This window comes from Gemmatimonadota bacterium (genome assembly GCA_021295815.1).
Taxonomy (GTDB): domain Bacteria; phylum Gemmatimonadota; class Gemmatimonadetes; order Longimicrobiales; family Gaopeijiaceae; genus JAGWBQ01.
The window spans coordinates 1-14763 of record JAGWBQ010000003.1 but is presented as its reverse complement, the minus strand read 5'-3'; the positions used below and the strand labels follow the sequence as shown (position 1 = coordinate 14763).

14 protein-coding genes and 4 tRNA genes are annotated in these 14763 nt (G+C 67.2%); 14 read left to right on the top strand and 4 right to left on the bottom strand.

Translation table 11 applies throughout. The annotated features are described in order from the left end of the window. Positions 1-36: 36 nt before the first annotated feature. From J4G12_01720 to J4G12_01705, 4 genes are all read right to left on the bottom strand, one after another. On the bottom strand, positions 37-1380 hold the full coding sequence (locus J4G12_01720) for a glucose-6-phosphate isomerase (protein ID MCE2454521.1): 1344 nt from the start codon (positions 1378-1380) through the stop codon (positions 37-39). Continuing rightward, positions 1377-2180: an MBL fold metallo-hydrolase gene (locus tag J4G12_01715; GenBank protein MCE2454520.1), complete on the bottom strand. Its 804-nt coding sequence runs from the start codon at positions 2178-2180 to the stop codon at positions 1377-1379. Before J4G12_01715 ends, J4G12_01720 begins: the two co-directional genes overlap by 4 nt. A 28-nt stretch (positions 2181-2208) precedes the next feature. After that, on the bottom strand, positions 2209-3627 hold the full coding sequence (gene pyk / locus J4G12_01710) for a pyruvate kinase (GenBank protein MCE2454519.1): 1419 nt from the start codon (positions 3625-3627) through the stop codon (positions 2209-2211). 161 nt (positions 3628-3788) lie between these two features. Then, positions 3789-4859, bottom strand: a complete 1071-nt coding sequence (locus tag J4G12_01705) for an MBL fold metallo-hydrolase (GenBank protein MCE2454518.1) — start codon at positions 4857-4859, stop codon at positions 3789-3791. Between the two features lie 296 nt (positions 4860-5155). On the opposite strand from J4G12_01705, the gene J4G12_01700 reads away from it, so the two are divergent. From J4G12_01700 to J4G12_01635, 14 genes are all read left to right on the top strand, one after another. After that, positions 5156-6319: an HRDC domain-containing protein gene (locus J4G12_01700; GenBank protein MCE2454517.1), complete on the top strand. Its 1164-nt coding sequence runs from the start codon at positions 5156-5158 to the stop codon at positions 6317-6319. Positions 6320-6334: 15 nt separating this feature from the next. Beyond that, positions 6335-6808: a YtxH domain-containing protein gene (locus tag J4G12_01695; GenBank protein MCE2454516.1), complete on the top strand. Its 474-nt coding sequence runs from the start codon at positions 6335-6337 to the stop codon at positions 6806-6808. Between the two features lie 16 nt (positions 6809-6824). Beyond that, the gene (locus J4G12_01690; protein ID MCE2454515.1) at positions 6825-7469 is read left to right on the top strand and encodes a L,D-transpeptidase; all 645 of its coding nucleotides are present in this window, start codon (positions 6825-6827) and stop codon (positions 7467-7469) included. Next, on the top strand, positions 7469-7927 hold the full coding sequence (gene smpB / locus J4G12_01685) for an SsrA-binding protein SmpB (GenBank protein ID MCE2454514.1): 459 nt from the start codon (positions 7469-7471) through the stop codon (positions 7925-7927). The genes J4G12_01690 and smpB overlap by 1 nt, the downstream gene beginning before the upstream one ends. After that, entirely contained in the window at positions 7924-9306 is a 1383-nt protein-coding gene (locus tag J4G12_01680) for an N-acetylmuramoyl-L-alanine amidase (GenBank protein ID MCE2454513.1), read from the top strand. Before smpB ends, J4G12_01680 begins: the two co-directional genes overlap by 4 nt. Then, a complete protein-coding gene (locus tag J4G12_01675) occupies positions 9303-10646 on the top strand; it encodes a hypothetical protein (GenBank protein ID MCE2454512.1) in 1344 nt (447 codons plus the stop codon). Before J4G12_01680 ends, J4G12_01675 begins: the two co-directional genes overlap by 4 nt. An 8-nt stretch (positions 10647-10654) precedes the next feature. Next, complete coding sequence (locus J4G12_01670) at positions 10655-10855, top strand: hypothetical protein (GenBank protein ID MCE2454511.1); 201 nt, start codon at positions 10655-10657, stop codon at positions 10853-10855. Positions 10856-10868: 13 nt separating this feature from the next. Continuing rightward, the gene (locus J4G12_01665; protein MCE2454510.1) at positions 10869-11768 is read left to right on the top strand and encodes a dihydroorotate dehydrogenase; all 900 of its coding nucleotides are present in this window, start codon (positions 10869-10871) and stop codon (positions 11766-11768) included. A gap of 43 nt (positions 11769-11811) precedes the next feature. Continuing rightward, entirely contained in the window at positions 11812-12513 is a 702-nt protein-coding gene (pyrF, locus tag J4G12_01660) for an orotidine-5'-phosphate decarboxylase (GenBank protein ID MCE2454509.1), read from the top strand. Between the two features lie 11 nt (positions 12514-12524). Continuing rightward, on the top strand, positions 12525-13952 hold the full coding sequence (cysS, locus tag J4G12_01655; protein ID MCE2454508.1) for a cysteine--tRNA ligase: 1428 nt from the start codon (positions 12525-12527) through the stop codon (positions 13950-13952). Between the two features lie 127 nt (positions 13953-14079). Next, a tRNA-Thr gene (locus J4G12_01650) sits at positions 14080-14152 on the top strand. 86 nt (positions 14153-14238) lie between these two features. Continuing rightward, a tRNA-Tyr gene (locus tag J4G12_01645) sits at positions 14239-14320 on the top strand. A 75-nt stretch (positions 14321-14395) separates the two neighbouring features. Then, positions 14396-14469, top strand: a tRNA-Gly gene (locus J4G12_01640). Between the two features lie 62 nt (positions 14470-14531). Next, positions 14532-14603: transfer RNA gene (locus J4G12_01635), tRNA-Thr, on the top strand. Positions 14604-14763 lie beyond the last annotated feature (160 nt).

Here is a 14763-nt window from a genome sequence, read left to right as displayed (position 1 = left end):
GGGTACTGGGAGGCGTCCGCTGTCGAGGCCTGCCGACTACCCTTCCAGATACCTCGCCACCAGCGCCTTCGTCCCCTCCACCCCCGGCTGGCCGAAGGGGTCCACGCCGTAGAGTTCCGCAGCCATCACCGTCGCCAGCTGCACGAGCATGAGGAAGGCGCCGAGCGAACGCTCGTCGGGCGCGGCCAGGGCGACGGTCGCGTTCGGGCATCCGCTTCGAGCCAGAGCCTGGGCGGTCGCGCGGCGCTCGATGGCGAGAATGTCGTGAAGCGAACGCCCGGCGAGCCGTGCCAGCTCCGGGATGCCGACATGCCGGTCCGGGACCTGGAGCGGCTTCGCCTTTCCCCCCGCTTCGAGGAAGACCACCACCTTGTCGGCGGGACCGTCCGCCAGAAGCTGAAGGAGGGAGTGCTGATCGGCCGGACCCGATGCGGCGAGCGGCGTAGGCCCCCGGTCGGGCCGCTTGCCCAGACTCTCCGCCCAGAGCTGTTGGAAGAAACGTCCGCATGCGGTCAGCCGGTCGCCGTAGGGCATGAAGACGACGATCCGCCGGCCGCTGATGCGCTCGGCCCGCACGAGAGAGACGGCGAGCCTGCCTGCGGGGTTTCTTTTCAGCGAAGTCTTGCGGCAACGCTCGGCCATCTGCGCGGCCCCGTCGAGCAGGGCGTCGATGTCGGCGCCCGCCAGCGCCAGAGGGAGGATCCCTACCGCCGACAGTGCCGAGAAGCGCCCGCCGACCCCGGTGGGTATCGAGAACGTGGCGATCCCCTCGTCCCGGGCGATCCGGCGCAGCGGGCCGCTGTCCGGGGAGGTCGTGAAGACGAGGCGATCGGCCGTCGCTCGGCTGCCGAGCGCCCTGGCGATCGATTCCGTGGCGGTCAGGTAAAGTGCCAAGGTCTCGGTGGTTCGTCCCGACTTGGAGACCACGTTGTAGAGAGTCTTCGCCGGATCCACGCGGGCGAGCAGGGAGCCGACGGTGTCGGGATCCGGGTTGTCCACGACGTGCAGCCTCGGCAGGCCGCGCCGGTTGCGCGCGTCAGCGTTCCAAGCCGGTCCCAGGATGGCGTCGCGAAGGGCCCTGGTTCCGAGTGCGGAGCCACCGATGCCGAACACGATCACGTCCTCGTAGCTTCGCCGGTCCGCCGTTCGCTTCACCTCCTCGACCAGGTCGCGGTCGTGAACGAGATCCAGGAATGCCAGTTCCCCTTCCGCGCGTCGGCGCCCGATGCCGGTCAGCGCGGCCCGGAAGTCGTCCTCAGGCCTTTCCGCAGTCCGACCGTCCGACCCGTCCGGTCTTCGGATCGGGACTGGCAGGTTCGCGAGATCGAGCCGGAGAAGCTCTTCCGGCGCGATTTCGGCGTTGCGCCCGGCGTCGGTCATCGGCTGTTCCGTTCTTCGGAAGGTGCCGACGGAACCTCGATCGTGAGTCCGTCATAGGCCGCGAAGAATCCGTCCGGTAGCCGTTGGTCGAGCTCCTTCTGGGAGACGCGGTGAGTCAGGTGAGTCAGGTAGGTTCGCTCGGCCCCCACCTGCCTGGCCGCCTCCACGGCTTCCTCGACGGAGAAGTGGGCCGGGTGCGGGTCGCCGAACCAGAGCGCGTTGAGCACGAGAACGCGCACGCCCTCGAGCGCCCTTAGAGTGCGGTCGGGGAGCGACTTGGCGTCGGTCACGTATCCGAGGGGTCCGATGCGCAGGCCGTAGCTGCGTCCCCGGCCGTGCGGAACCCGAAGGGGAGTCGCCTGGTGTCCGAGCAGGCGCAGGGGCTCCGTTCCATCGAAGATGCGCAGATCGATCTTGGGGATGGTGCTCCTCGGCCCGGCGTGGGCGTCGGCTCCGAAAATGTAGGGAAAACTCGACACCACCCGCCTCTTGTGCTCGGCGGATATGAAGACACGCACCGGCCCTTTCTTCTGAAACACCCTGAGGTCGTCGATGCCGTGGATGTGATCGGCGTGAGTGTGGGTGTACCACACGGCGTCGAGGTTTGTGACACCCGCCCGCAGCAGCTGGATCCGAAGTTCGGGAGGCGTGTCGACGAGCAGGCTCCTGCCTCCTGCCTCCACGATAGCCGCGTGGCGCGTGCGTCGGTCGCGCGGATCGGGCGACGCGCAGGTGTCGCAATCGCATCCGATTACCGGAACGCCGAAGGAGGTGCCGGTTCCGAGAAAGGTCAGCTTCACGCGTTACGTCCGATCGGCCCGGAAGGGCTCACAGCGTCTCGAGCCGCATCATGTTGGTCGATCCGCTCTGGTCGAAGGGGATGCCGGCCGTCACGGGCACGGGAGCGCCGGGTTCGCCGATGCCGCTTTCGAGGACCGCGTTCCGACCGCACTCCCGCTGGCTCTGGTAGTTCGACTGGTGGCGGGACGCGAGGACCGGGCGCACGCCCCAGACCGCCGCGAGCTGGCGGTGGGTGTATCGGTCCGGGGTCACCGCGAAGATCGGAACCGAGGGACGGTAGGACGATACCAACCTGGCCGAGGAGCCTGATCGCGTTAGGACGATGATCGCCGGAGCCCCCACCCGTCTGACGGCGTCGACAGTCGACTTGGCCACCGCGTGTTCGCGAGAGGAGGCGCCGCCGCGCGCCTGGATGCCCCGCGCATGGAGGTAACGGGGGCCACGCACGAGAAAGCCGCTCCGCTCGATCTCGGTTCCGATCCGGATGAGAGCGTCGAGCGCGGTAAGGGGATGGGTTCCCACTGCGGTTTCGCCGGAGAGCATGACGGCGTCGGTCCCGTCGAGGATGGCGTTCGCGACGTCGGATGCCTCGGCACGAGTCGGACGTTGCGCCACCAGCATCGACTCGAGCATCTGTGTCGCGGTGATTACCGGACGGGCGTAGTAGTTGGCGAGTTGGATGATGCGCTTCTGGACCAGAGGAACGCGTTCGAAGGGCAGTTCGACGCCGAGATCTCCGCGAGCGATCATCGCCATGTCGGTCTCGGTCAGGATGGCCTCGATTTGATGGATGGCCATCACCTTCTCGATCTTCGATACCACGAGAGACTGTCCGCTGACGCGGTCCTTCAGATCGATCACGTCCTGAACGTCGCGCACGAAGGATAGAGCGATGCACTCGATGCCGAGACCGAGGGCGAAATCGAGGTCCGCCAGATCCTTTTCGGTAAGGGAAGGCGTGCTAAGCTCGGCGGTGGGCAGGTTGATGCCCTTGTTCGATCGGATCGGGCCGCCGTAGACGACCTCGAAGCGCGCGCGCTCCGGGTCGTCGTCGGTACGGCGAAGCTCGATGCGACCGTCGTCGATGAAGACGATGTCGCCCTTGGAGGTGTCGCGAGCGAGGGGCTCGTAGGTGACCGGGAGGTCGCCCGGCCGTGCGTACCTGGTGTGGGCCAGCACCACTTCCTCGCCGTAGCCGACGTGAATGGTGCTGGAAAGAGAGCCGACGCGGATCTTGGGACCTTGCAGGTCCGCCATGACGGCGATCGGTCTGTCCACCTCCTGCGAGGCCTCGCGCACAGCCTTGACCGCGGCGGTGTGAGCCTCGTAGGAACCGTGCGACATGTTGATGCGCGCTACGTTCATTCCGCGCTTTGCCATGCCCAGCACTACGTCGGGATCCTGGGTGGCGGGACCGAGCGTGCACACGATCTTGGTCCTCAGCACTCGATTCTCCGGCGTCAGGGGGTCGATGCGGACGTGGGGTCGTTCAGCGGACGGCGGAAGAGTGCGCCCTCACCGGTCGGCCGCTCCGAATGTCGCACGGGCGCCGGACCGTCGCAACCGGCGAGGGCGTCCGAACGCCGGAGCCGGCCATCGAACGAGAGTCAGCCTCCGCTTTCCAGCAGCTCGAAGATTCGCTGAACGGTCACGGCCGGCACGCCCGTTCCCGCGATCTGGGGGTAGCGTTCGCCGTGGCTCGACATGTCGATTCGCGCCGCCGCCTCCTCGTAGGTGAGTCCTTCGGCGTGGAGGGCCTCGGCCTGCGCCTGGAGGTCGCGCATGTACTCCTGCAGGTAGGAAATCCGTTCCTTGTCGCGGAAGGGGTTGCCGTGGCCCGGGAGGATCCAGTCGAAATCAAGCGCCTTGAGCCGTTCAAGCGTGTCGTCCCACTCCGCGATGAAGCCGTCGCCCATGAAGGGCAGACCGGGTACGAGCAGATCACCGGTTACGAGCACCCGTTCCCTCGGCAGGTAGACCACGACGTCTCCGCCGGTATGCCCGCGGCCGAAGAAGAGCAGCTGGATCTCGCGCTCGCCGCGGTGGAGGGTCATTCGCTCGGAGAGGGTCGCGTTCGGACCGTTCGGCACGAGGTCTCGCTGCCCCTCCAGATAGTTGCGGGCGTAATCGAGCCGGCCCTGGAGTTCGGTGCGCTCCTCCTCGTCTTCGGCTGTCGCCACCCGTTCTTCCAGCGCCGCCACCTGGTCGGGAAGGCCTCCCAGAAACAACTGGTAGGAGCGACCCATCGAAGCCCCGCTCTCGATCATTTCGCGGGTGACTTCGTGGCCGATCACCTGGACCTCGGGAGGATAGATCCCATTGCCGTGGGCGTGATCGAAATGGAAGTGCGTGTTGACCACGAACCTTACCGGCTTATCGGTCAGCGCCTCGATCTCCTCCACGACCGCCCATGCGGCCGCCGGAGAGATGTGCGACTCGACCAGAAGCACGTCGTCCTCGTTGACGATCACCGCTCCGTGCGAACCCACCGCAAGTTCCCCGGTTCCACGAGCGTGATAGACACCCTGCACCACCTCTTCGAACTCGAACGCCGGACCTTCGAACTCGGTCCCGGCGGGACGAGCGATCTCTTCCGGAAGAGGGTGCTCGTCGGCGGTCTGGCAGGCAGGGACGAACGCGACGGAGGAAAGCAGCGTGACAAGCTGGCGGGTTCTCATGACGGGATTGGCGGATGGGAGTAGGCGGCGAAAGCCGCCCACTAAGCGAAGGAAGGCGGGCGAAGGACCATGATCGCGCCCAACCCAACTTTCGCGGATGACGGCGGATAGTGCAAGACGCTTCGGGGACGGTGGTCGACAGACCGTGAAGTTTACGGAGGTAGTGCGGGCCTCAGGTATGATTATGTTCACCCCATGATGCGACCTCTTCATGTAGCGCCGCCGCCGATCCCTTTCCCGGATTGCGGTCGGGTGGCCGGGAATTCAAGAGGCGTCGACTGACTGTGGCCTTCCACATGATCGACAGCGAGGAGGCGGGCGCGACGATCGCCGGCCGGCTCCGTTCGGCGGACCGAGTCGCCCTCGACCTCGAGGCCGCCGGCTACCACCGTTATTCGGACCGGATCTGCCTTGCGCAGGTGACCGTGGACGAAGCGGACTTCGTACTCGACCCTTTCGCCTTCGACGTCGGGGAGCTGCTCCGCCCGATGCTCGAGGACCCCGCCACCGAGGTCGTGATGCACGGCGCTTCGCACGATCTCCGACTGCTCAAGCGCGACTGGGACATCGCGGTGCGATCTCTTTTCGACACCCATATCGCAGCCGAGCTGCTCGGGGTGAACGGCACCGGCCTCGGTTCGCTCGTGGAGTCACGGCTCGGCTTCGTTCTGCCCAAGGAATATCAGCGGGCGGATTGGGCGGTGCGCCCCCTCCCGGAGGCGATGCTCAGGTACGCCGCCAGCGACACCCGCCACCTCTTCGATCTGGCCGACGCTCTTCTCTCCGAACTCGACGAGCTGGAGCGCGAAACCTGGTTCCGTGAAGAGTGCGAGGCGCTCGTCTCGGCAGCAGACGGCTGGGTGGAACCTGCCGACTACGAGCTCGCCGCCAGGGTCAAGGGGGCCTTCCACCTCTCCCCGCGGGAACTCGAGGCGCTGCGTGTCGCACTCGACTGGCGGGACTGGATCGCCAGACGCAGGGATGCCGCCCCGTTCCGTGTGATCGGTGACAAGGCGCTGCTCGAGGTGGCCCTTCGACGGCCGGAATCCCAAGCCGAACTCCAGCGCGTCCGAGGATTTCCGCGAGCTCTGGCCAGATACGCGGGCGACGACCTGATTCAGCGGCTCGGGGAGACGGAAGGAATTCCGGAGCGCGAGATCGCCCCGCTCGACAAGATGCCTCGCCGAGGATCCGTGCGTGTGCGCCCCGATCTCGAGCCGGCCTTCCAGCAGGCCAGGGTTCTCCGCAACCGGAGAGCCGACGAGCTCGGCCTGAGTCCGGGCAAGCTGCTCTCCAACGCCGCCATCGCCGACATCGTGCGGCGGATGCCGGAATCCATGGAGGAACTCGCGGCGGTCGAGAGCGTGCGACGCTGGCAGGTGAAACTGCTCGGAATGGAACTGATCGAGGCTGTTACTTTAATTGAGGGGGAAGCGAGTCCCCGGACGGAAGCACTTTAATCCATGGATGAAGACATGTCGGGCAACGAACGAAAGCAAGTGGTTCTGGTGGAGCGCGAGGATGCCGGATCCCATCTGGCAGCCTTTCTGGTCGGGGCCGTGATCGGTGCCGGCGTCGCCCTCCTGCTCGCTCCTCAGTCCGGGGTGGAAACCCAGAAGAGCATACGTGAAGGCGCCAAGAAACTGCGAGTTGCGGCGGGAACCACCGTCCGGGACGCGCAACGCCACCTGGGCGAAGGGATCGAAGCGGCCCGAGAAGGCGCCCGCGAAAGATTGGGGTCGGTCAAGGACGCGGTCGACGCCGGTCGCAGGGCCGCCACCGATGCTCGCCGGGACCTGGAGGAACGGCTTTCCGCGTCCAAGGAAGCCTACAAGGCGGGTGTGGAAGCCGCGCGCCAGGCCGAGCGAGTGGCCGAAGGGCAGGCGAACGACGGAACCGCCGGTGACGAATCCGCGGCTGGCGGGGAGAAGGCGGTCGAGCCCGCTTAGACTCCGGTCACTCGAGATGGACTCCGCTCCTTGCCTCCTTCGGCATCGCCTCTCGAACCTGCATGTCGGTTTCGCCCTAGCGATCGCGGTCGGGAGCACGGCGGATCTCCACGCCCAATTCGACTCCACTTCGCCCACTGCGGCGAGCTACTACGCTTCCAGGTCCGAGTTCTCGGTGGAGCTCGACCGCCCTCTCCTCGACCAGGATTCTCCCTACGTGGTCGTGCACCTCCGCGAAAACCGCGTCTACCTCTTCGACGGGAGCAAATCCATCTGGAGCGCTCCGGCGGGTACCGGAAACGGCTTCCAGCTCTCGTCCGAGGAGTGGGATTGGGATTTCTCCACGCCGCGAGGCCTCTTCCACATCAAGAGGATGGAACGCGATCCGCTCTGGAAGGCGCCGGACTGGCACTTCGTGGAAAACGGTCGGCCGGTGCCACCCAAGGACTCGCCCGTCAGGATCATGGCGGGGGTGATGGGCAACACCGCCATCTATCTGGGCGACGGCATCGCCATCCACGGGACGGGAAGGCCGGAGCTCATCATGAACGCGGATCCGGAGGCGCGGCGCGTTTCGCACGGGTGCATCCGTCTCACCAACGAGTCCGCTCGCTCGCTGATGCACCTGGTGGAGGTCGGCACACCCGTCCTCATCTTCTGATGAGCCCGGACGGCCGGAAGCTCGTCGCCCGCAATCGCAAGGCGCGCCACGAGTTCGAGATCATCGACACCCTTGAGGTCGGCATCGAGCTGCGCGGGCCCGAGGTCAAGTCGATTCGCGCCGCAAGGCTCTCCTTTAACGACGCGTACGCGTCGGTCCGCGCAGGCGAGCTCTGGCTCCACTCCCTGCACGTCAGTCCGTACAAGGAAGCGGGGGAGCAGAACGTCGATCCGGTCAGGTCCCGTCGACTACTGGCCCATCAGCGCGAGATACGGGGTCTGGCGACCGCCGTGGAGGAGAAGGGCCTGACCCTGGTGCCGCTCTCGGTCTATTTCGTCCGCGGTAGAGTCAAGCTGGAGCTCGGCGTGGCGCGTGGAAGGAAGCTCCACGACAAGCGGGAGGTCATCAGGCGACGCGAGCAGGATCGCGAGGCCAGGCGTGCGATGAGGTCCGGATGAGCCGCCCGGCGAGCGGTCTCGTCGGGTCCGGCAGGCTTGGGAGAGGTCGCCTGCTGATCGCGTTGCTTCTGGCGCTCGCCTTCGCCGTGCCTCCCCAAGCGGCGACCCAGGAGGTCGAGCTTCGCATCGAATTCGTCGACGGGACCGGAAGCCAGGTGCCCATTTCGTTCCGGACCGGACCGACAGCGGTGCCGCTCTCGACCTTCACGACGTTGGGATGGAGCGCGACCGGGTTCCAGGGAGGGGTGACGCTCGAGGGTCCCGACGGCACCCTGGTCGCGCTCGACTTCGGATCGCCTTTCCTCAAATGGAACGACGATGTCGTTCACCTCACCGACGCTCCCTTTTCGACACCCGACGAGGCCTGGGTGCCTCTGCAACTGGTTTCCGAGGTACTCGTCGAACGTCTCGGCGCCTACTACGATTTCGAGGCCGCCACGCTGACCCTCGAAGCGACGACTCCGCAGAGCTGGGGCGGCGTCGCCGCAGAGAGCCCCCGGTCTCAGGAGAATCGAGCCGGCGCAGGCGTATCGCCCGGAAGAGCCGCAGTCGTCGAGGCGGTGCCGTCCGCAGGTGGCGCGGGAAGCGGCGGAGCCCCGGACGGCGGCCGCCCGGGCCTTTCCCCCACCGAGCTCGAGGGTCCCCCGGTCGTCATCATCGACCCCGGACACGGCGGTGGCGACCCGGGTGCGCTCGGACTCGGCGGCGTTCGCGAGAAGGACATCGCGCTCGCGGTCGGCCGGGAACTGGCCCGCATCCTCGAGGAGGACGGCCGGGTCGAGGTTCGGATGACCCGCTCGACCGACCGCTTCGTCCCCATCTGGGAACGCGGCGAGCTGGCCACGGGGTGGAAAGGGGATCGTCCGGGCATCTTCGTCTCGCTGCACGCCAACTCGCTTCCCTCGGTTCGGTCCCTCCGAGGGTTCGAGACCTACTTCCTCGCCGAATCGCGGACCGATCACGAGGCGCGCCTCACCGCCATCGAGAACGCCCCTCTCGCGATTCGCGGTCAGGAGTTCGACCCGCAGGCGATGCCCGAGATCGACCACATTCTGCGTGACCTGCGAGCCCACGGCCTGGAAAACTGGTCGTCGCTCCTGGCCGAGCTAGTGCAGGAGGAGATGGGCAGCTTCCATCCCGGTCCGGATCGCGGGGTGCGCCAGGGAGTCCTCGCGGTGCTGACCAACGCCCTGATGCCGTCGGTGCTGGTGGAGGTCGGCTATCTCTCGAATGCCGACGAGGCGCTCGTCCTCGTCCAGCCCGAGTTCCAGGAGGAGGCTGCCGCGGCGGTGGCGAGGGCGGTGATCTCGTTCTTCGGCCGTTATCCGCCCGGCTCACCGAGCTTGAAGGAGGTCGACAGGGGCGGACCGGGGCGGTGAGGACGCGCACCCTCCTTCCGACGGCTTTCGTCTTGCTCCTCCCGTTTTCCGGCTGTGTCTACTACAACTCCATTTACAACGCCGAACGCGAGCTGTCCCGGGCCGAAGCTCTCCGCCGCGGCGGTTTCGACGCGAGCGCGGAGGCGCTCTACGAAGCTGCGTTGCGTAAGGCCGCCGCCGGATACCGCAAGGATCCCGGAGGCGAGTGGGCCGCCGAGGCCCTGTTCATCGGCGGACGCGCCGCCTTGGAACTCGGGAAGGCGGCCCGGGCCGAGGCGTTCTTGGCGGCGTCGTCGGAGATCGCCCGCGCGGCCGGTCATGAGGAGATGGCCTTGGAGGCCACCGTTTACCGTGCGCGGGCGCTCGCCCGGATGGGCCGTTCGTTCGCCGCTCTCGAAGTTCTGACACCGTCGCTGAACCGTCTCGACCCGAGTCCGGCCGTTGCGACCGGGTATCTGACAAGGGCGCGCATCCGTCTTGAGCGAGGGATGACGGAGGGGGCGGACCGGGACCTGACGACGGCCGCCGCCGTCGGTCCCGAATACGCCCTCGACGCCGCCATGATCAGGATGGCGTTGGCGATCGAACGCCGCCGCTCCGATTGGGCGTTCGATGCCGCGGAAGACATGCTCGTCGTCTCCGGGGCCCACTGGCGGAGCGAGGCCTTCATAGCGCTGCTCCGGCAAGGAGCCGCGGAGGACGCATTGGAGCCTGCGCTGCGCATGCTCGTCGAGACTCGGAGATCGGGCTGGCCCCCTGCGGAACGGGACCGGATTCGCCTGGCTGCCGCCCGCCTGCTGTATCAGAGAGGGGACACGGCGGTGGGCCTTTCCGTGGCGGGAGAGCTCGCGATCGTCAGCGACGTGGCCGGCGAAGCCCGTTTCTGGATTGCCACCGAGCGGATAACCCAGGTCCGGGAAGCCGGAGAACTCCCCGGTCTGAGAGACTTCCTGCGTCCCGCCTCCGACCACGCCGGCGCAGCCGAGCTTTCCGAGAAGATCGACGGGCTTCTTTCGTTGATGGAAGGAGCCGCGAGCGATCCCGTTGCGCTCTTCGCCGCGGCGGAGCTGGCACGGGAGGGGCTCGACGCGGACCTCCTCGCCCGAACGCTCTTCATCGCCTTTGCCGATCTCGACCCGGCGGGCCCGTGGGCGGGCAAGAGCCTGCTCGCCGCGCTCGCTCTCACTCCGGACTCGGAAGCGGCGTCGCTCGCCTCCCGGCTGGATACGATGCGCGACGATCCCTACCTGCTCGCCGCCACCGGCTCCCCGGCTCAGGACGAGCTCGAAGCCCTGGAAGCGGAGCTCGACCGGCGCATGCTCGGCTTGCGCGCCGGTTAGAGGTATCCATGTGTCTCAGAGGCATCCATGTGTCGGGAAGCGCTCGGGCGGGCGGCGGGAAGTTCGCCGGCTTCGGTCGGGTGAACGGCGCCCCGGACGCGCTCGGTGTGGCTCTTCCTGTAACGGCCGTGCTGTTCGTTCCTAGCCACCCCGTGCGCGTCCGCCACGTCACTCCCGGCGCTGGTGCGCTTTTCGCGGCGGCCTGTTAGCGCAGGAGACCCGGTGAATCTCGGCGTCAGACTCTTCGGACACGACTTCCGGAATCCCGTATTCATGGCGGCGGGCTCGTGCGGATTCGTGCGAGAGGTGGCCCGCGCCCTCGACGTCGAGGCTCTGGGCGGCTTCGTCACCAAGTCTGTGACGGTGGAGCCGCGCGCAGGCAACGCCGCGCCCCGCGTCACCGAGTACGGCCGGGGGATGCTCAACTCGGTCGGACTCGCCAATCCGGGGCTCGCGCAGGTGCGGAAGACGCACCTGCCCTGGATCGCGCACAACCTCAAGCGCCCCCAGGTATTCGTGAGCGTCGCCGGTAGGACCGCCGCGGACTACGCGCGGATCGCGGCGACGTTGCACGACGCCGACGGATTTCTCGGCTACGAGCTCAACCTCTCGTGCCCGAACGCGCTCACCGACGGGCATGCCACGATCGCACACGATCCCGATGCGGTCGCGGCAGTGGTGGCCGCCTGCCGTCGAGCCACGGACCGTCCGCTCGCCGTAAAGTTGGGGCCCGACCTCGGGGATCCGCTTCGCTCCGCCGTCGCCGCTGAAGACGCGGGTGCTGACGCGCTGACCCTCGTCAACACCCTTCCGATGTCCTCCGGTAAGCTGCGTCGCGCCGCCTTCCGCCTGGGGAGCGGTGCAGGCGGTCTCTCGGGCCCGCCTCTCCGACCCCATGCCTTGCGAGCTCTCGCTGCGATCAGGGGAAGGCTTCCGGTAGTCGCCGTGGGGGGGATCCACCGTGCCGCCGATGCGGTCCGCTACGGACGTGCCGGCGCCGCACTGGTCCAGGTTTGCACCGGGGCCTTCGCCGATCCTCGGACTCCTGCGCGAGTGGTGAACGGGCTTCGGAGGTGGCGAGCGAGCCCTCGGGCGCGGTCCTGGACGGAACTAAGCGGCTGAACAGGGGCAGTAGGTCCCGCATCTCACCACCCTCGAGAGGACAATGGCCGAAGTAATAGTCGCGCTCGACTGCCCTTCGCGCCGCGAGGCGCTCTCCATCGTGGAGCGCCTGGGCCACCGGCAGAACTGGTACAAGGTCGGCCTCGAGCTCTTCACCCGCGAAGGCCCGGTAGTGGTCCGGGAGCTGGTGGACGCCGGCAAACGGGTTTTTCTGGATCTGAAGCTTCACGACATCCCTCAGACCGTGGAGCGAGCCGTGGCCGCCGCTTCGGTCCTCGGCGCGGAGATGGCCACCCTGCACATCACGGGCGGCGAGCATATGGTGGCGGCCGCAAGGTCAGCGGCGGAAGACAAGGTTCTCCTCCTGGGCGTGACGGTGCTTACCTCGCTCTCCCTCGCCGACCTCGAGGTCGTACGCGGCAGCTCGGTGAGATCGATGCGTTCGGAGGTCGAACGCCTCGGCCGGATCGCCATCGACTGGGAACTGAGCGGTGTCGTGCTCTCGCCGCTGGAAGCCTCCTGGATCTCGGCGATGTCGAAAGGCGACCTCGCCCTAGTGACCCCTGGAATCCGTTGCGGAGGCGAAGACAGCGACGACCAGATGCGGGTGGCGACTCCCGCGCAAGCCGTCGAGGCCGGGGCGGACTTTATCGTTGTCGGACGCCCCGTCATTGGTGCCGAAGACCCCGCCGACGCCCTCGCCGGGATCAGGGCCGAGACGGAACAGGCCACCTCGGCGCGATAGTCGGAGTACCGGTGGGCCTGCGCCTTTACGACACGGCTCTGCGCGACACGGTCGTCTTCGAGCCCAGGACCGGCTCGCCAGTGACCGTATACGCCTGCGGACCCACTGTCTACGACTTCGCCCACATCGGCAACTTCCGCTCCTTTCTCTTCTTCGATCTAGTCCACAGGTACCTGGCGTGGCGCGGCCACGAGGTCAGGTTCGTGATGAATCTGACCGACGTCGACGACAAGGTCATCGAGGCCGCCGATCGGGCGGGCGTGAGCATCTGCGAATACACGCAGCGGTTCGCCGACGCCCTCTTCGTCGACGCGCGCGCCCTCGGGATGCGGTCCCCGGCATCCATGCCCCGCGCGACCGAGCACATCGAAGGCATGATCGATTTCATCGAACGTCTCATGGAGCGAGGCCACGCCTACAAGGCGGATGACGGCGCGGTCTACTTCTCGGTGAAATCCTTCCCCGCCTACGGAAGGCTTCGTTCACCTACGGGCATGGCCGCCGGCGCTCGGGTGGCTCACGGGGATTACGAGAAGGAGGAGGACCGCGACTTCGCCCTTTGGAAGTCCGCCGACGAGGCCGCCGTCTCGACCGGCGCCGCCTGGGAGTCGCCGTGGGGCATCGGCAGACCGGGCTGGCACCTGGAGTGCTCCGTCATGAGCATCGCCGAGCTGGGAGCCCCCGTCGACCTCCACCTCGGGGGAGAGGATCTCGTCTTCCCCCACCACGAGAACGAGATCGCGCAGTCGGAAGCGGCGATCGACGGCCCCTTCGTCCGCCACTGGCTTCACGTGAAGCATCTCTTCGTGGAGGGCCGGAAGATGTCGAAGTCGCTCGGCAACTTCATTTCGGTGCACGCGCTGCTCGGCGAGGGCTACGACCCCGCGTCGATTCGGCACATCCTCATCTCCTCTCACTACCGCGGCGAGCTCAATTTCACCCGGGCCGGCCTGGAGGCTTCCAAGCGGGCCACTCAGCGCCTCCTCGATTTCGACGGGAGACTTCGTGAGCTCCGGGTCCGCGACGAAACGGAATCGGGTGATCTGGCGCGATTGGCGGGCGAGGCTCTCACCTCCTTCCGGCGGGCGATGGACGACGACTTCAACTCCGCCGAAGGGCTTGCGGCGCTCTTCGTCTTCGTGGGCCAGGCGAACGCGCTGCTCGACCGGAGCGACGCCGTCTCCGCCGCCGATCGCGACGCGGCCCTGGAAACCCTCGTCTCCATCGATTCCGTCCTCGGCCTCATCGAGACCGCCAAGGTCGGTCAGGAGCTGGAGCCCGATCTCGCGCAGGAGATAGAGGCTCTGATCGAGGAGAGAGCCGAAGCCCGGTCGGAACGCGACTTCGCCAGAGCCGACGAGATCCGCGCCGAACTCATGGAGCGCGGGGTGGCGCTGGAGGACGGACCCGAAGGCACGCGCTGGAAGCTGGTGCGGTAGGATCGCCGCCGCGATCGACGGGATGGCGGCACGCCTCCGGATCGTCACCACGGACAATGATGGCGGCTTTCGCCGCTACCGCCCTCCTCGTCGGGTGTTAGATTGCCTCTCCCAGGCTCCCTCCACCGCTGGCGTAGCTCAACCGGTAGAGCAGCTGATTTGTAATCAGCAGGTTGGGGGTTCGAGTCCCTTCGCCAGCTCTTTACACCCCGCACCGGATACATTACCTTACCCGGCTAGCCCTTTTCACGGGGGCGCCCTCAGCGAACGGACGGCGGGTCTCCCGGGTGGGGTACCGAAGCGGTCAAACGGGGCAGACTGTAAATCTGCTGGCTCAGCCTTCGGAGGTTCGAATCCTCCCCCCACCACTGAGGGAGGGCCCACCGCAAGGGGACGCGCGCTATCGCTTCCGGCCCGCCCGGAGACCACCGACACACCACCTTGCGGGAGTAGCTCAGATGGCCAGAGCGTCAGCCTTCCAAGCTGAGGGTCGCGGGTTCGAGTCCCGTCTCCCGCTTACGGCGGCCGGGACAAGGGGGATCGGAGGCCCGGCCCGAGCTCGTCGCTCCGCGCGCATCCGCTCTGGTAGCTCAGTGGTAGAGCGCGTCCTTGGTAAGGACGAGGTCGCGGGTTCAATCCCCGCCCAGAGCTCTGATCCGGAGGCGGCGGCCACGCCAGTCGTCCGCCAGCGCACCACACCCTGAACCAGGCCCAAGGGGCCCATCCGCAGAGAGGAGAGACATCGAGATGGCGAAGGCGACATTCGAGCGAACGAAGCCTCATGTGAACGTGGGAACGATCGGACACGTGG